Source organism: Streptomyces sp. A1136, assembly GCF_004795055.1.
Classification (GTDB): domain Bacteria; phylum Actinomycetota; class Actinomycetes; order Streptomycetales; family Streptomycetaceae; genus Streptomyces.
Window position 1 is genome coordinate 13074 of the sequence record NZ_SSBJ01000025.1, and the last position, 15290, is coordinate 28363.

Here is a 15290-nt window from a genome sequence, read left to right on the forward strand (position 1 = left end):
TCGCACCAGCAAGGGTACGGCGGTCCCGGCGCGGCCCCTAAGGACCCCGGCGGCGGCCCCTCACCGCCCCGGAAACGGCCCCGGCAACGGCCCCGGCGGCCGCTTCGGCCGTCGCCTCCCCGGGGGCGGCCTATCCGGGTCCTCGTCCGCGCGCGGCAGCCGTCGGTGGCCCTCCGAATGATCGTTGACCCACCCGCACACCCCGCACGCGTACCGCCCGTCGAGCCCCGCGATGTAGGTGCCGCAACGGCGGCACTCCGCCTCCGTCAGCTCCGGCGCGGGCAGCGGGGCGGCGGACTCTGCGTAGTCGTCGGGGAACTGCGCCTCGGTGGAACGGCGGGTCATGGGTCGCAGCCTATGTGGGTGGAGGGGGTGCATCCGTAAAGGGTCATACCGGTTCTGCACACGATCGGATGAATGTGGGACAGAGCGGGCGGTAAGGACGGAGTTCGCCGCTACATTCACGCCGTTCACAGGGCCGGTGACTCCGGTCCGTCACGTCAGGAAACCGTGGAGCCGATGACGGAACGACCTGCCCAGCGTGTCCCCAACCGGCAGCTCGCGGCGCTGATCGCCGAAGCCGGATTCTCGAACGCCGGGCTCGCCCGCCGCGTCGACCAGCTAGGCCTGGAGCACGGTCTCGACCTGAGGTACGACAAGACCTCCGTCACGCGCTGGCTGCGCGGACAGCAGCCCCGGGGCACGACGCCCGCGCTGATCGCGGAGGTCTTCACGCGGCGCCTGGGCAGACGGCTCTCGGCGCAGGACCTGGGGCTGGACGCCTGCGCGCCCGTCTACGCGGGGCTGGAGTTCGCGGCCACCCCCGAGGAGGCCGTGGACATCGCCAGCGGGCTGTGGCGCAAGGACTCCGGGTCCCACGCCGAGCTGCGCAAGATCGCCTTCACCCCGGCCGGGCTGGTGGTCCCCAGCCGGGACTGGCTGATCGGCCGCGCCGACGAGCGGGTCGGACGGGGCCCGGACGCCGTCGCCGCCCGCGTGCCGCTCCAGGGCAGGGCCTCGGTGCCCCGGCAGCGGCAGATCGACCGCGGTCCGGGACAGCGGGTGACCGGCGGGGACATCGCGGCCCTGCGCTCGGTGGGCGAGCTGTTCCGGGCGCTGGACCACGCCTACGGCGGCGGGCACGCGCGTCAGGCCCTGGTGCGGTACCTGGAGCACGAGGCGGAGCCCATGCTCCGCGGCACCTACGGGGAGACCACCGGAAGGCGGCTGTTCTCCGCCGCCGCCGACCTGACCCGGCTCGCGGGCTGGACCTCGTACGACATCGCCGCCCACGGTCTCGCCCAGCGGTACTTCGTCCAGGCGCTGCGGCTGGCGCAGGCCGCGGGGGACCGGCCGTACGGGTCGTACGTGCTGGCCACCATGAGCCGGCAGGCGGTCTACCTCGGCCACGGACGCGAGGCGGTACAGCTGGCCCGGGTCGCGCAGCAGGGCGTGGGGTCGGGGCCGCCGCCGGTGGTGCAGGCGCTGCTGCACTCGGCGGAGGCGCGGGGACACGCGGTGCTCGGCGAGGTGAGGGCCGCGACGGCCTCGCTGGTGCGGGCCGAGCGGGCGCTGGGCGCGGCCCGGCCGGGGGACGACGTACCGCACTGGGCCCGGGACTTCGACGAGGCGCAGCTCGCCGACGAGTTCGGGCACTGCCACCGGGACCTCCAGCAGTACCGGGCGTCGGCGCAGCACGCGGAGCGCTCCCTGCAACTGCGGGCCCCCGCGTACGCGCGCTCTCGGCTGTTCTGCCGGGTGGTGCTGGCCACCGCGCGGCTGGGGCTGGGTGAGCTGGACCAGGCCTGCGCGCTCGGCGCGGAGGCGGCGCAGCAGGCGATGGAGATGCGTTCGGTGCGGGCGGTGGAGTACGTACGGGACTTCGAGCGCCGGCTGGAGCCGTACCGGGACGCGCCGGCGGTACGGACCTACCGGGACCGGGTCGCGGCTCTGGCGTGAGCCGTGACCCGGCCGGGAGCCGTGTTCAGGCCGCCGCCCGCAGCGGGCGCTCGGTGGCGGCCGGAACGGGGATGCCGAAGTCGCGCAGGACGGCGGCCGCGGCGCGGCGGGCGGAGTGCAGGGCGCCCTCCACGGTGTTGGAGTCCCGGTGGTCCCCGCACACGTACAGCCCGGCCAGCACGCGCACCGGACGACGCAGGTCGTACGGCGGCGGCATGGCGGGCACCGCCTCCGGGGTGTGGTGGACGGCGAGCAGCTCCCATTCCCGGGTGGAGGTGTCGTAGAGCCGGGCGAGCCGGGAGGCGACCGTCCGGGCGGGCGGCGGCGGCCCGTGCACGGTGGTGGTGACCAGGCCGCGTCCGGCGGGGGCGCGCGTCGGGTCGATCGCGCTCATCACCGTGGTGTGGGCGAGGGGCCACTTCGGGTCGGCGTCCAGGAGCAGCGAGCCGTCCCAGGGCAGCGCGGTGGGCGTCGCGTGGTGCACGACGGTGACCTCGTGGAAGTCCGGCACGCGCAGTCCGGGCAGCAGTTCGGCGGCGGCCCGGGCGCCGGTGGCGAGGACGGCGGAGCGGCAGCGGAAGTCGCCGTGCCGCTCGGTGGTGACCAGGTTGGTCGCCACCGAGCGCACGCGGACCCCGGTGTGCACGGTGCCGGGCGGCAGGCCGGCGGCGAGCAGCGTGGGCAGGGTCGCCGCGCCGCCCTCGGGGACGGCCAACCGGCCCCGGGCGAAGCCGCGCAGCGCGAGGTCGGCGACCCGGCTGGAGGTGGTGAGGTCCGGGTCGCGCAGCAGGGCGGCCAGGAGCGGACGCACCACGCCGGCCAGGGTGCGCGGGGGCAGGCCGCGTGCGGCGAGGGCGGCGAGGGCGGTGCGTTCGGGCCGGGCGAGCAGGCGTTCCTCGGGCTGGGCGGCGAGCCGGGCGAGGGCCGCGCTGAGCCGGGCCTGGTCGAGTGAGCCACTGGCCAGCGCGCGGGCGGGGGTGAGGGCCCCCGCGCGCTGCTGCCTGCCGTCGGCGCCGTGGACGAGGACGCCGGGCGCGAAGGTGCGCAGGGTGAGGGCGTCCAGGCCGGGGGTGCGGGCGGGCTCCGTGTACGAGGTGTTCAGGAGCTGGCCGACCCGGTCGAGCCGGAATCCGTCGACCGACGAGGTGGCCATCCGGCCGCCGGGGTCGTCGGCGGACTCCAGCACGGTGACGGTGACCCCCTGGGCGATCAGGTGGTGTGCGGCCGCGAGTCCTGAGACTCCGGCTCCTACGATGACTACGTCCGCGTGGTGTGCGCTGCTGAGCACGTGCCCCTCCCCGAGGTCGGCGCGGCTGTGTGGGGTCCTCCTTCCCCACTCCGGCTCCGGCAGAACCCAAGTCCTGTGGGGTATTGCGCACAACTCCGGTCGCATCGCGGTCGCACGTGGGTCACGAACGGTCGCACATGTGCGTCCGGCGCTACCCCCCGGGCCGCCGTGGCCGGGGTCGAAGCACGCCCTACCCGGCCAGTGCCGCGCGGATCGAGGCGTCGATGCCGGGGTAGCGGAAGACGAAGCCCGACTCCAACAGGCGGGTGGGACGCACCCGCTGGCTGCCCAGCACGTCCTGGGCGAACTCCCCGAGCAGCACGCGCATCGCCGGGGCCGGGACGGCGAACACCGCCGGTCGGCGCAGGACCCGGCCCATGGCGGCCGTGACCTCACGGTTCGTCAGCGGCTCCGGGGCGGTCAGGTTGACCGGGCCGGACAGCCGCGGGGTGTCCACGAGGTGGCGCAGGGCGGCGATCTCGTCGTGCATCGAGATGTGCGACCAGTACTGGCGGCCGCTGCCGAGCCGGCCGCCGAGTCCGGCGCGGAAGATCGGGAAGAGTTTCCCCCAGGCGCCGCCCTCGGCGGAGACCACCAGGCCGGTACGGGCGAACACGGTCCGCACCCCGGCGGCCCGGGCGGGCGCGGCGGCGGCCTCCCACTCGACGCAGACGGAGGGCAGGAACCCCTTCCCGGCCGGGGCGTCCTCGTCGACGACGCGGTCGGCGGTGTCGCCGTAGTACCCGATGGCGCTCCCGCAGACGAGCACCTCCGGGGGCACCTCCATCGCCGCCACGGCCCGGGCGATCGCGGCGGTCCCGAGCACCCGGCTGTCGCGGATCTCCCGCTTGTAGGCGGCCGTCCAACGGTGGTCCGCGACCCCGGCGCCGGCCAGGTGCACGACGGCCGCGCAGCCGGCGAGCCCGGCGGGGTCCACGTACCCGCGCGCGGGGTCCCAGGTCGCCTCGCCGTCCCGGGCGGGGGCGCGCCGCACGAGGCGCACGACCTCGTGCCCGTCGGCGTGCAGGGCCCGTACGAGGGCGCTCCCGATGAGACCGCTGGATCCGGTGACGGCGATTCGCATGGGCCCAGTGTGCGGGTCGGGGGCGGTGGCCGGCTTCGAAGGGGACCGTACGGCGTGCCGCCGGCCGGCCCGGCGCCCGTCCGCCTCGCGCCCGTCAGCCCGGGGCCGGACAGGCCGGCCACCCGTCAGCCGGTGTTGCCGAGCAGCGTCCCCACCGCGTACGTGACCGCCATGGCCAGCGCCCCGCCGCCCACGTTCCGCACCACGGCCCGCCCCGCCGGGGCGCCGCCCAGCCGGGCGCTGACCACCCCGCAGAGCGTGAGCGCCGCCAGGACCGCCGCCACCGTGACCGGCACCCGCGCCGAGGGCCCCGGCAGCACGATCGCGAGCAGTGGCAGCAACGCCCCCACCGTGAAGGCGATCAGACTGGCCCAGGCCGCGTGCCAGGGGTTCGCCAGCTCGTCCGGGTTGATCCCCAGCTCCACCCGCGCGTGCGCCCGCAACGCGTCGCGTTCCGTCAGCTGCTCGGCCGCCTCCCGCGCGAGCCGCGGGCTCAGCCCCCGGTCCGTGAGCAGCCCGGTCAGCTCCTCCAGCTCCGCCTCCGGCTCCTCCACCAGCTCCTGCCGCTCCGTCTCCAGCGCGGCCCGCTCGGAGTCGCGCTGGGAGCTGACCGACACGTACTCCCCCGCCGCCATGGACAGCGACCCCGCGAGCAGCCCGGCCACTCCCGCCTCGAAGATCGTCCCCCGCGCGGTCGTCGCCCCCGCCACGCCGACCACCAGGCCGGCCGTGGAGATGATCCCGTCGTTGGCGCCCAGCACCCCTGCCCGCAGCCAGTTCAGCCGACTGCTGATCGTCGCGCTGCGGGTGTCCGCCGTTTCCGTCACGGCACCACTGTCGTGCGCCGGCGCGTTCGGCACCACCCGGCGTGCGGCGCCCGTCCGGCGGAGCCAGGGTGGAGGGGTGATGCACGGACGCGAGGAGCCCGGCCGGCTCCGGGGCGCGCCGCCGCCCCGCTGGGCCCGGGCCGCGCCCCTGGTGGCCCTGGTGGTCTTGACGTGCGTCCAGTGGCTCACCCCCGGCATCAAGGAACTCGGCTATTTCCTGGCCGCGCTCCCCGCCGTGGCCGCGTTCTCCTACGGGGCCACCGGCACGGCCGCCTTCGCCGGCGTGGTCCTGGTCCTGCTCGGCGTGCACCGGCTGGGCGTCGGGCACGCCCGCGGGACCGACCTGGCCACGGTGGCCACCGTCGGCCTGCTCAGCGTGGTCATCGCCTGGGTCCGGCGCCGCCGGGACGCCCAGCTGGTCAACGTCCGCACGGTCGCCGAGGCGGCGCAGCTCGCCCTGCTGCCGCCCGTGCCGGAGCGGGTGGGCCGGGTGCGCTGCGACGGCCTGTACCGGGCCGCCCAACGGGGCACCCTGGTGGGCGGCGACCTCTTCGACGTGCGGGCCGGACCGTACGGGGTGCGGGCGGTGGTCGGCGACGTACGGGGCCACGGGCTGGCGGCGGTCGGCACGGTGGCCGCGCTGCTCGGCGCCTTCCGGGAGGCGACGCTGGACGATCCCGGACTGGAGGCGGTGGCGGCCCGGTTGGACCGGCGGCTCCTGGAGGACGCGGCGACCGGGTCCGAGGAGCACCCGGAGCTGTTCGCGACGGCGGTGCTGTTGGAGTTCCCGCCGGAACGGGACGTCGTGCGGATCGCCTCCTGCGGGCACCCGCCGGTGCTGTTGCTCCGGGACTTCGAGGCCCGCGAACTGGTCGCGGAACCCAGCCCACCGCTGGGTCTCGGTCTCGCGGGCCCGGCGCCCGCGCGCATCACGGAGGTCCCGCTGCTCCCGGGCGACCGGTTGGTCGTCCACACGGACGGGGTCACCGAGGCGCGCGACGCCGCCGGGCACTTCTACCCGCTGGCTGATCGGGTCCCGACGCTGGCGAGGGACCCCGAGGGGCTGCCGCGCGCGGTGTGGCGGGACCTGCTGGCCTTCACCGAGGGCGGCCCGGGCGACGACGTGGCGGTACTGGTGCTGTCGGCGGCGGAGGCCGCTGCGGCGCCGGACCCGTCGGTCCCCGCCCGTGGTCCCGGCCCGTAGGTCCCGGCCCGTGGGTTCCGACCGACGCCCGCCGGGCGGCCCCCGCCGCCTGGTGTCAGCCGCCGTCGCGGATGAAGGAGCGGACCATCCGGCAGGTGGTGTTGGACGGACGGTGGATGCCCACCCGGACCGCCATGGTCCGTATCTTCCGGTTGGTGGCGCGCTTGGCGTCGTACGTCCCCGTGTCGAGCAGGGATATCGCCAACCGCATCGCCTTGAGACGGCGGTTGTGGCTCTCGTACCACTCGCGCGGCAGCCCGGCCGGCAGTGGCTTCTTCTTGGGCATCGAAATGATCGCGGCAGCGGCCATCTACAGCCTCCCAAACGGTAGTTGGCTTCCTGTCGTGCTCCCTCGATTTTACGGGGGCCCACTGACAATCGCCCCTGGCCAGACGGCACCCGGATACCCTGGGGCGCATGGAGATCTGGATCAATCCCGCTTGTTCCAAGTGCCGCGCCGCGCTGACCGTGCTGGACGCCGAGGGCGCCGACTACACGGTGCGCCGCTACCTGGAGGACGTGCCGTCGGAGGCCGAGATCCGCGAGGTTTTGGGCCGCCTCGGCCTGGAGCCCTGGGACATCACCCGGACCTCCGACCCGCTGGCGAAGGAGACGGGCGTACGGGAACTGCCGCGCGAGGAGACCGAGGAGGCGCGCTCGCGCTGGATCGCACACCTGGCGGCGCACCCGAAGCTGATCCAGCGGCCCATCATCACCGCCGAGGACGGCACGGCGGTGGTGGCCCGCTCCGAGGACGCGGTCCGCGACGCCCTCTCCCGCCGCTAGGTTTTGCCCGGCCGGGGCGGCGGCCAGTCCGGGGCCGGGTCGGAGCCGAGGAGGGGCCGGATGGCGCCCACCACGGCTCCGACGCAGACGTCCCGCAGTTCGGCCCGGGTGCAGGTCTCCCGGGAGAGCCAGTCCACACAGAGCACCTGCACGAAGACGAGCCAGCTCCCCAGGACGCCGGAGACCGCCTCCCGGGCATCGGCGTCCGCGAGCGGTAGCGCGGTGAGCAAACCCGCGCGGAGGGCGTCCAGTTCATCGTTCATGATCGTCTGAATGACCGGGTCGCCGGCCAGGACGCGGTTGGCGGCCAGGACGGCGTGCCGGTTGGCGATGAAGTAGTCGAGGTGCGCGTCGAGGCCTTGGGCCAGTTGCTCGACGAAGGTGCGGTCCGGGTCGAAACGCGTCTCGGCGAGCAGGTCGTCGGCCGCCCGCCGGTACACGGCGGCGAAGAGGTCGTGCTTGCTCGCGAAGTGCCGGTAGAGCAGCGCGCGCGACACGCCCGCCCGCTCCGCCACCTCCTCCATCAGCACCTCGTCGTACGGACGGGCGGCGAACAGGCGTGCGCCGACGTCGAGGAGCTGGGCCCGGCGGTCCGCCGGTGTGAGCCGTTTGCGCTTGGGCGTGGGAGGAGGCACGCCCGCAGGTTACTTGACACACGTCTACCAGGCGCCGCTAACTTAAGTAGACACGCGTCAACCAAGGCTGAGGGGTGTGCGGCATGGGCGGCAAGGGCGGCAAGGCGAAGGCACTCAGGCTGCTCGCGCGGGCGATGGGGATCGCCTGCGTGGCGATCGGCCTGCTCCACGTCGTGGGCGGCAACGCGGCAATCCCGGGCGCGCAGGACGCGGGCGCGACCGTCGACAGCCTCGGCCGGTTCCTCGGTGCCGCTTTCGCGGGGTACGGGCTCACCTGGCTGTGGGTGGCCCGCCAGACGCCCGTGCCGGCGACGGCCGTACGCGTGCTGATCGGCGTCTTCCTGCTCGGCGGACTCGCCCGCGTGCTGTCGATCGCGGTCGCGGGGTGGCCCCACGGGTTCCAGGTGGCGCTGATGGTCGTCGAACTCACCCTGTCGCCTGTGTACTTCTGGCTGGCGGACGCGGACGAGGAGGCGGCCCGGTCGGCCCTGCCGGCGCGCACCTGACCCGCGCCCCCGCCGACCCCCTACCCTGGACCGAGGAAAAGGAGTACATAACCGCCTGATACGGCATAAAGGACCACCGCGATGGCATCACCGCAGGAACACGCCCTTCCGCCGCCCCCGGCCCGCCGCCGGGCCGCCTGGACGTTCAGCGGGGTGTACGGAACGCTCCTCGCCAGCGGGCTGCTGGCCGCGCTGGAGCGCACGGGTGAGCAGTACTCGCCCTTCTACGACGCCACCTGGGTCCTGGTCACCGCGGTGGTGGCGGCGCTCGCCCACGGTTACGCCCACCACATGACCAGTCATCAGCCGGGCTCCCCCGGGCACCTGTGGACGGGTCTCGGCCATGCCGTGTGGCAAGAGTGGCCCCTGGTGGCGGCCACCCTGCCCAGCGTCGCCCTGCTGATGCTCGCCGGACTCACGGGGTGGCCGGAGTACGAGGTGACCGGCGTCGCGCTCATCCTGAACACCGCGCTGCTGTTCGGCTGGGGGATCTTCGCCGCCCTGCGGGTCGGCTACCGGCGGCGCAGCGCGCTGTTCATCGGCATGGCGGACGCCGCGATCGGGGTGGTGATCATCGTGGCCAACGCCGTCATCAAATAGCCCCCGTGCCCGGCGCCGCGTCCCCCGGTCTGCCGCGCCCCAGGGCAGCTGCCTCAGGCCTCCGCCGCCGAGCGTTCCGCCTCCGCGAGGATCTCCGTCAGCCTCGCCCCGAACTCCGCCCCGCGCGCATCGGGCTTCCCCGTCCGGGCGGCGGTGACCAGCGCGTCCAGCGCCCGCCCGTACGCGCCGGGTACGTCGCTCCAGTCGGGCAGGGCGAAGACGCCTTCGGCGCCGCGCAGCTCCAGGCCGACCCCCGCCGCGGCGCGCGGCGCGCCCAGGCTGAGCACGGCCGTGCTGAGCGCGCCCGAGGTGTGGCGCAGGGCCAGTTGGACCACGTCGGACGGCCCGCGGGTGGCCGAGACGGCGGTGACGTCGCCCAGCACCGGGAGCAGTACGGACAGCGCGTGCGGCCCGACGTCCCACAGTCCGCCCTTGGTCTTGCGCCAGGGCGAGGCGGCGTAGGGGCTCGCCTCGCCGTCGGGCGGGAAGACCGCGCCGAGCCAGTGGGCGGAAGCGGTGAACCAGCCGCTCCGCCCGGCCTGCTCCTCGACCCAGGAGGCGGTCGGCTCCGCGAAGCGGAGGGTGAGGAAGACGACGGAGGCCACGCCGTGCAGCGCGGCGGCGTCGGCGACCGCCCGGGCCTCCCCCACGGTCGTCGCGACGGGTTTGTCGAGCAGCAGGTGGCATCCGGCGGCCGCCGCGCGCACGGCGAGCGGCGCCTGTACGTCCGGCGGCAGGGCGAAGGCCACGGCGTCACAGTCCGCGAACAGCGCGTCCGGGTCTTCGTACACCTTCACGCCGTGGACCCGCGCCAGCTCGGCCGCCGCCTGGGGGCGCCGGCCCCACACTCCGGCGAAGTCCGACCCGGCGTGGGCGGCGAGGGCGGGGGCGTGGGTGCGGTGCGCCCACGGGCCGGTGCCGAGCAGGCCGACCCGGAGGCGGGGGCCCCCGTCGGCGTGCGGAACGGGATCGACGGACGAGTTCAAATCGTACGAAATGCTCACCCGCCCAGTCTGCCGCACCCGAACCGGTGGCCCGCCCCCGACCCGCACAACCACCCCGAGCTGCGGTGTAAACCCCGGTAACACGGGGTTCACAGCCGGGCAACGGAAGAGAAATCGCGAAGGGGCACGCTGCGATCGGCAGAGTAGTGCCGCGACCCACGGCGAGCGCGGGGGCGGCGCCGGAGCGACGTACCGAAGGATGGGGCCCGTGAGCTACAAGGCTGAGTACATCTGGATCGACGGCACCGAGCCGACGGCGAAGCTGCGCTCCAAGACGAAGATCATCAGCGGGGACCCCGCCCCGCTCGCGGGCCCCGCCGAAGGGAGCGCGCTCCCGGTGTGGGGCTTCGACGGTTCGAGCACCAACCAGGCCGAGGGACATGCCTCCGACCGCGTGCTCCAGCCCGTCTTCTCCTGCCCGGACCCGATTCGCGGCGGGGCGAACGTGCTGGTGCTGTGCGAGGTGCTGAACATCGACATGACCCCGCACGAGTCGAACACCCGCGCGCTGCTGCGTCCCGTCGCGGAGAAGTTCGCCGGACAGGAGCCGATCTTCGGCATCGAGCAGGAGTACACCTTCTTCGACGGGACCCGCCCGCTCGGCTTCCCGGTGAACGGCTTCCCGGCCGCGCAGGGCGGCTACTACTGCGGCGTCGGCGCGGACGAGATCTTCGGGCGCGAGATCGTCGAGAAGCACCTGGACCACTGCCTCGCGGCGGGACTCGCCATCTCCGGCATCAACGCCGAGGTCATGCCCGGCCAATGGGAGTTCCAGGTCGGTCCGGTCGGTCCGCTGGAGGTCTCCGACCAGCTGTGGATCGCCCGCTGGCTGCTGTACCGCACGGCCGAGGACTTCAACGTCTCCGCGACGCTGAACCCGAAGCCGGTGAAGGGCGACTGGAACGGCGCGGGCGCGCACACCAACTTCTCCACGAAGGCGATGCGCGAGGACTACCGCGCGATCATCTCGGCGTGCGAGGCCCTGGGCGAGGGCTCCAAGCCGATGGACCACGTGAAGAACTACGGCGCCGGCATCGACGAGCGCCTGACGGGTCTGCACGAGACGGCGCCGTGGAACGAGTTCAGCTACGGGGTCTCCGACCGGGGCGCGTCGGTCCGCATCCCGTGGCAGGTGGAGAAGGACGGCAAGGGGTACATCGAGGACCGCCGCCCGAACGCCAACGTGGACCCGTACGTGGTGACCCGTCTGATCACCGACACCTGCTGCACCGGCCTGGAGCGGGACGGCCTCGCCTGACCGCTCCCTGACCGCTCCCGGCCCGCCGACCTCCCCGCGGTCGGCGGGCCACCGGGACGGATCTGCCCGGCATGCGATACGGAAAGCGGAACCGGGGCCCCTCAGCCGGGTTCGAAGACCCGACGTTTTGTTCGGTTCGGGGTGGTATCGCACGGTCGGTGCGACTGAATATGAGATTCCGATCCACCAAGTGAGACGCACTCTGCCCCGGACCCCGCACATCTGCTTGAATGACGCCCATGGCCAGCCACTCGCACACCTCGTCAGGTCGCAGCGACCTGGAGCCGTTCTGGCCGTCCCGTCAGAACCACGATTTCGACCGGGTGTGTTGCCGCGCGGAGAACGCGCCGGCCCTCTAAAGCCTCCGGGACCCCTCTACTCAGAACCTCCCCGAGGCCTTCGGTCTGCGCGGTACGACAACGACGACGTAGGTACGTCTCCTGCCGACCACTCCGCGTGAAAGAGCTGACCACTCATGGCGAACACCCGCTCCATCACTTCTGCCGCGTCCGCTGCGACCTCCGCCCCCCTGACCTATCCGTCCGGCCCGCGCCACCGGCTGCGCGCCGTGGACCGGGACGAGGTGGCCCGGGTGGTGGACCTGCTCCCGCCCGGCGCCACCTGGTTGCCCGCGCCCCAGCACTCGTTGCCGGCGCTACCCGGGCACCCGCCGATGGTCGGCTACCTGGTCCTCGTACCGGCCGATCAGCAGCCCCCCATCGCCTTCGCCCCGCATTCCGTTCCTCCGGCGAAGACCGCCCCCGCGACCCCGGAGACCACCGGCGACGCCCTCGTACGGATCGACCCGGCGCGGCGCACCGCCGAAGTCGACGGCCGCGTCATGGACCTGACGTACCTGGAGTTCGAGCTGCTGGCCCACCTGGTGGCGCACCCGCACCGGGTGCACAGCCGGGACCAGTTGGTCACCACGGTCTGGGGCTACGGCCATGTCGGTGACGGCCGGACGGTCGACGTCCACATCGCCCGCCTGCGCCGCAAGCTGGGCGCGGCCCACCGCGACGCGATCCAGACCGTACGCCGGGTGGGCTACAAGTACGCCCCCTGAGCCGGCGGGCCGCCGGGTGGGCCCGTACGCGCGAGGAGGCGCGTACGGGCCCACCCGCTCGTCGCCCTAGACGCCGGCCGGGCGGCGGCGGGCGGCGAAGCCGAGGAGTGCGTCGACCGCCAGGAAGGCCGTCAGGCTGATCCCCAGCATCGGCACGAACCAGCCCACCACCGCCGTCACCGCCGCGAGCGGCAACAACAGCGTCACGGGCAGCTTGCGCCACGCCCCGCACGGGTGGGCGCGACCGGCCGAGAACACGCGTTCCTTGGTCGGCCGCCGCAGCCACCACATCCGGTATCCCCAGAAGACGAGGAACATCAGCGCGACGGCCAGTGCCGCCAGGGCCAGTTGGTTGACGATCCCGAAGGTCAGGCCCATGTGCAGGTCGATGCCGAAGCGGGTCATCTTCGCGAGCAACGGGTAATCGGCGAAGCGCAGTTCGTCGATGACCTTGCCGTCGGCGGGGTCGACGGCGACGGAGTCGAGGTGTACGGGCACCTGCTTGTCCGCCTCCTTGATGACGTACCCCTTGCCCCCGGCGGGCAGCGTCACCCGGAGCGACTCGGTGACGCCGGCGGCCCGGGCGGCGGCCACGGCGCGGTCGATGCCGATGTCCGCCGTCGGCGGCTGCGGCGGCATCTCCATGCCGTCGGGCATGACGTGGCCCGCGTGCTCGCCCCCGCCCTCGGCTCCGGCAACGGCGGGCGCGTGCGGGGCGGACAGCCCGGCGGAGACGGACGGGGTGGCGCCGCCGAGGCCGTCCTGGAGCCGTCCGATGTGCTCACCGGCGTACTCCGACCAGGTCAGACCGGTGGCGGAGAGGGCGACGAGTCCCGCCGCGGCCCACAGGCCCACCGCCCCGTGCCAGGACAGGGTCCGGCGGCGACCGGTCGCGGCGCGGTCGGGCAGGACGAGGCGGACCCCGCGTGCGCGGCGGCGGCCGATCCACAGGGCGAGACCGCCCAGCGCCACCACCCACAGCCAGCTGGCGGCCAGTTCGCTGTAGGCGCGGCCGAACGCGCCCAACCGGAGGTCGGCGTGGAGTCCGCTCAGCCAGGCGCGCAACGGCAGGGCGTCCCCGGCGGTGGTGAGTTGCCCGCGTACGTCCGCCGTGTACGGATCGACGAACACGGTCAGGGTCTCGTCGTCCGCGAGGCCCGGGCTGTTCATGATCACCCGGGTGGTCGCCTCGGCGTCGGGCGCGGGCCACACGGCCACGACCTCGCCCTTCGGCGCGGCCTTCTCGGCCGCCTCGACCTGGTCGCCGAGCGGCAGGGCATGGTCACCGACGCGGGCGACGGTCAACTCGTCGGAGTAGAGGATCTTCTCGACCTGCCAGGAGCCGGCGTACAGCAGCCCGGTGGCGGCGGCGAGGAACAACAACGGGGCTATCAGCAGGCCGGCGTAGAAGTGCGTGCGCAGGAGCAGCGGTCGCAGCGCGGCCCAGGCTCCCGGGGTGCGCGCGGTCGGTCCGTCGGCGCGCGCGTCGGAGACAGGGGCGTCGGCCGTCCGCGTGGGATCGGCCTGGAGCTCGTCAAAAGACATGGGTGTCCTGAAAGTCGGCGAAGGCATGGGTGACGGGCCCCTGGCCTCGCCGCACGCGCCTCTCAGGCGGGGATGGACCGGCCGGGGGCCGTTGCTCGGGTGTCTCGCCGGACCGGGGGCCCGCGCCGGACGACGGTGTGGGCCGGCACGGCCCCGCGCAGCCGACGCGGCGGTTCGTACGGGGCGCGGTACCCGACCGGCGCCGGCTCGGGGGCCATTCGGGTCCGCAGGAGGACCAACGCGCGGGCGAGCGGGCGGGCCGCGAGGAGCGCGGCGGCTCCCAGGGTCGCGGCGAGCCGGAACACGGCCGCCTCGCCCCAGGCCAACCAGGCGGCGCAGAAGACCCCGGCGAGGACGTGCGCCGCGATCATGCCGAGGCCGCCGTGCCCGTGACCGGCCATGCCGGCCATGTCCGCCATACCGGGGGTGTCGGCGCCCATGGCGCTCATGTCCATGCCCGCCATGTGGTGGTGCGTGGGCATCGGCGCGGACGCGGTGACCGAATCCCGCCCGGCCGCCTGACTCCCGGTGAAGGCCAGGTGCAGCGCCCCTTGGGCGGCGAGCAGGGCGGCGGTGATCGCGAGCGGACCCCGCCGTCGCCCGGCGGCGAGCCAGGCGAGAGCACCGATCACCGCGAAGGAGGACAGAAACCCCGAAGCCGGGATATCCCTCCCGGACATGAACGAATGCCCTACCCCGCCCAAGGCGACGCACACCGCCGCGAACATCGCGGCCCGCAGGGCACGCATCGGCGCGCGGGAGTCAGACATGTCCGGCTCATGTTCCCATGACCCCGACGCCGCCCACGAGGAGGCCGTGTCGGATCATGGTCGGGTGAAACTGCCGCCGTGGTCGTCGCCGTCCTCTTGGTCGCCGTGGTCGTCGCCGCCGTCTTCCTGGTCGCCGTCCTCCCGGGCGCCGTCCTCCTGGGCGGTGCCGCTCGGGGTCGTCTACACCGGCGGGGTCCAGCTCGGTGCCCACGCGCTGGAGCGGCTGGGCCCGCGGACGCGGGACCGGGTGCTGCGCCGTTGCTCGACGAACGTCGACAACCTGGACGCGGGCCGCTGGGAGACCCTGCTCAGCAGTGCCTTCACGGTCGAGGAGCCCATGCCGCTGCCCTACGCGCTGCTGCTGGTCGCGGTGCTCGGGTACGCGGAGTACGCGCACGGCGCCTGGTGGACGGCGTCCGTGTTCCTCTTCGGGCACGCGAGCGCGACCCTGCTCGTGTACGGGGTGCTGCGGCGCGGGGCCGACCGCGAGACGCGCCGGGCCTTGGACGTGGGCACCAGCTACGGGTTCAACGCCGTGCTCGGCGCGCTCACCTCGGCACTGCCGCGCGGGCCCGTACGCGGCGCCGCCCGGGTGGGGCTCCTGGCCCTCGCCGCCCGACCGGTGCTCCGGCGCGGGCGCACCTTCACCGACGTCGGACACCTCGTCGCGCTGGGGATCGGCATCGCCCTCTCCCTGGCCGTCGATTGTCCTTCCGGGGTGAACCATCAGAAAATCGGCCCCACCAGACCCGTATGAA

The 15290-nt window shown here is 74.2% G+C and carries 17 protein-coding genes; 8 read left to right on the plus strand and 9 right to left on the minus strand.

Annotated features, from left to right (window positions below; genetic code table 11):
- Positions 1–60 precede the first annotated feature (60 nt).
- Positions 61–345 carry a hypothetical protein gene (locus E6R62_RS23560; RefSeq protein WP_136215512.1) on the minus strand — a complete coding sequence of 95 codons (285 nt, stop codon included), beginning with the start codon at positions 343–345 and terminating at the stop codon, positions 61–63.
- A 174-nt stretch (positions 346–519) separates the two neighbouring features.
- Here E6R62_RS23560 and E6R62_RS23565 point away from each other — a divergent pair, with 174 nt between their 5' ends.
- The gene (locus tag E6R62_RS23565) at positions 520–1959 is read left to right on the plus strand and encodes a regulator (protein ID WP_136215513.1); all 1440 of its coding nucleotides are present in this window, start codon (positions 520–522) and stop codon (positions 1957–1959) included.
- 25 nt (positions 1960–1984) lie between these two features.
- Here the strand turns inward: E6R62_RS23565 and E6R62_RS23570 are convergent, their stop codons facing one another.
- From E6R62_RS23570 to E6R62_RS23580, 3 genes are all read right to left on the minus strand, one after another.
- Positions 1985–3247 carry an FAD-dependent oxidoreductase gene (locus E6R62_RS23570; RefSeq protein WP_136215514.1) on the minus strand — a complete coding sequence of 421 codons (1263 nt, stop codon included), beginning with the start codon at positions 3245–3247 and terminating at the stop codon, positions 1985–1987.
- A gap of 190 nt (positions 3248–3437) precedes the next feature.
- Positions 3438–4331 carry a TIGR01777 family oxidoreductase gene (locus E6R62_RS23575; protein WP_136215515.1) on the minus strand — a complete coding sequence of 298 codons (894 nt, stop codon included), beginning with the start codon at positions 4329–4331 and terminating at the stop codon, positions 3438–3440.
- 125 nt (positions 4332–4456) lie between these two features.
- Positions 4457–5158, minus strand: a complete 702-nt coding sequence (locus tag E6R62_RS23580; RefSeq protein WP_136215516.1) for a VIT family protein — start codon at positions 5156–5158, stop codon at positions 4457–4459.
- A gap of 79 nt (positions 5159–5237) precedes the next feature.
- Here E6R62_RS23580 and E6R62_RS23585 point away from each other — a divergent pair, with 79 nt between their 5' ends.
- Positions 5238–6362 (plus strand): PP2C family protein-serine/threonine phosphatase, encoded by a 1125-nt coding sequence (locus E6R62_RS23585; RefSeq protein ID WP_240801844.1) that lies wholly within the window; start codon positions 5238–5240, stop codon positions 6360–6362.
- A gap of 55 nt (positions 6363–6417) precedes the next feature.
- On the opposite strand, the gene E6R62_RS23590 is transcribed toward E6R62_RS23585, so the two are convergent.
- A complete protein-coding gene (locus E6R62_RS23590) occupies positions 6418–6672 on the minus strand; it encodes a hypothetical protein (RefSeq protein WP_136215518.1) in 255 nt (84 codons plus the stop codon).
- Positions 6673–6779: 107 nt separating this feature from the next.
- Between E6R62_RS23590 and E6R62_RS23595 the strand changes: the two genes are divergently transcribed.
- Positions 6780–7148, plus strand: coding sequence for an ArsC/Spx/MgsR family protein (locus tag E6R62_RS23595; protein WP_136215519.1), 369 nt, complete (start codon positions 6780–6782; stop codon positions 7146–7148).
- On the opposite strand, the gene E6R62_RS23600 is transcribed toward E6R62_RS23595, so the two are convergent.
- Positions 7145–7783 carry a TetR/AcrR family transcriptional regulator gene (locus tag E6R62_RS23600; protein ID WP_136215520.1) on the minus strand — a complete coding sequence of 213 codons (639 nt, stop codon included), beginning with the start codon at positions 7781–7783 and terminating at the stop codon, positions 7145–7147. The genes E6R62_RS23595 and E6R62_RS23600 overlap by 4 nt on opposite strands.
- A gap of 83 nt (positions 7784–7866) precedes the next feature.
- Here E6R62_RS23600 and E6R62_RS23605 point away from each other — a divergent pair, with 83 nt between their 5' ends.
- On the plus strand, positions 7867–8289 hold the full coding sequence (locus E6R62_RS23605) for a DUF4345 domain-containing protein (RefSeq protein WP_136215521.1): 423 nt from the start codon (positions 7867–7869) through the stop codon (positions 8287–8289).
- 81 nt (positions 8290–8370) lie between these two features.
- The gene (locus tag E6R62_RS23610; RefSeq protein WP_136215522.1) at positions 8371–8889 is read left to right on the plus strand and encodes a hypothetical protein; all 519 of its coding nucleotides are present in this window, start codon (positions 8371–8373) and stop codon (positions 8887–8889) included.
- Positions 8890–8942: 53 nt separating this feature from the next.
- Here the strand turns inward: E6R62_RS23610 and E6R62_RS23615 are convergent, their stop codons facing one another.
- On the minus strand, positions 8943–9887 hold the full coding sequence (locus E6R62_RS23615) for a Gfo/Idh/MocA family protein (RefSeq protein ID WP_240801854.1): 945 nt from the start codon (positions 9885–9887) through the stop codon (positions 8943–8945).
- A gap of 214 nt (positions 9888–10101) precedes the next feature.
- Here E6R62_RS23615 and glnII point away from each other — a divergent pair, with 214 nt between their 5' ends.
- Complete coding sequence (glnII, locus tag E6R62_RS23620) at positions 10102–11151, plus strand: glutamine synthetase (protein WP_136215523.1); 1050 nt, start codon at positions 10102–10104, stop codon at positions 11149–11151.
- 475 nt (positions 11152–11626) lie between these two features.
- Entirely contained in the window at positions 11627–12217 is a 591-nt protein-coding gene (locus E6R62_RS23625; RefSeq protein WP_136215524.1) for a winged helix-turn-helix domain-containing protein, read from the plus strand.
- Between the two features lie 66 nt (positions 12218–12283).
- Here E6R62_RS23625 and E6R62_RS23630 read toward each other — a convergent pair whose 3' ends face one another.
- Positions 12284–13762, minus strand: coding sequence for a PepSY domain-containing protein (locus E6R62_RS23630; RefSeq protein WP_136215525.1), 1479 nt, complete (start codon positions 13760–13762; stop codon positions 12284–12286).
- 62 nt (positions 13763–13824) lie between these two features.
- Positions 13825–14532: a hypothetical protein gene (locus E6R62_RS23635; protein WP_136215526.1), complete on the minus strand. Its 708-nt coding sequence runs from the start codon at positions 14530–14532 to the stop codon at positions 13825–13827.
- 64 nt (positions 14533–14596) lie between these two features.
- Here E6R62_RS23635 and E6R62_RS23640 point away from each other — a divergent pair, with 64 nt between their 5' ends.
- Positions 14597–15289 carry a rhomboid-like protein gene (locus tag E6R62_RS23640; protein ID WP_206308826.1) on the plus strand — a complete coding sequence of 231 codons (693 nt, stop codon included), beginning with the start codon at positions 14597–14599 and terminating at the stop codon, positions 15287–15289.
- Position 15290: the final 1 nt, after the last annotated feature.

Bases quoted from the DNA above. Each gene is read 5' to 3' on its own strand.
- E6R62_RS23560 (WP_136215512.1), bottom strand. From the start codon at position 345: ATGACCCGCCGTTCCACCGAGGCGCAGTTCCCCGACGACTACGCAGAG.
- E6R62_RS23635 (WP_136215526.1), bottom strand. From the start codon at position 14,532: ATGTCTGACTCCCGCGCGCCGATGCGTGCCCTGCGGGCCGCGATGTTC.
- E6R62_RS23610 (WP_136215522.1), top strand. From the start codon at position 8,371: ATGGCATCACCGCAGGAACACGCCCTTCCGCCGCCCCCGGCCCGCCGC.
- E6R62_RS23590 (WP_136215518.1), bottom strand. From the start codon at position 6,672: ATGGCCGCTGCCGCGATCATTTCGATGCCCAAGAAGAAGCCACTGCCG.
- E6R62_RS23585 (WP_240801844.1), top strand. From the start codon at position 5,238: ATGCACGGACGCGAGGAGCCCGGCCGGCTCCGGGGCGCGCCGCCGCCC.
- E6R62_RS23565 (WP_136215513.1), top strand. From the start codon at position 520: ATGACGGAACGACCTGCCCAGCGTGTCCCCAACCGGCAGCTCGCGGCG.
- E6R62_RS23605 (WP_136215521.1), top strand. From the start codon at position 7,867: ATGGGCGGCAAGGGCGGCAAGGCGAAGGCACTCAGGCTGCTCGCGCGG.
- E6R62_RS23625 (WP_136215524.1), top strand. From the start codon at position 11,627: ATGGCGAACACCCGCTCCATCACTTCTGCCGCGTCCGCTGCGACCTCC.
- E6R62_RS23575 (WP_136215515.1), bottom strand. From the start codon at position 4,331: ATGCGAATCGCCGTCACCGGATCCAGCGGTCTCATCGGGAGCGCCCTC.
- E6R62_RS23630 (WP_136215525.1), bottom strand. From the start codon at position 13,762: ATGTCTTTTGACGAGCTCCAGGCCGATCCCACGCGGACGGCCGACGCC.
- E6R62_RS23595 (WP_136215519.1), top strand. From the start codon at position 6,780: ATGGAGATCTGGATCAATCCCGCTTGTTCCAAGTGCCGCGCCGCGCTG.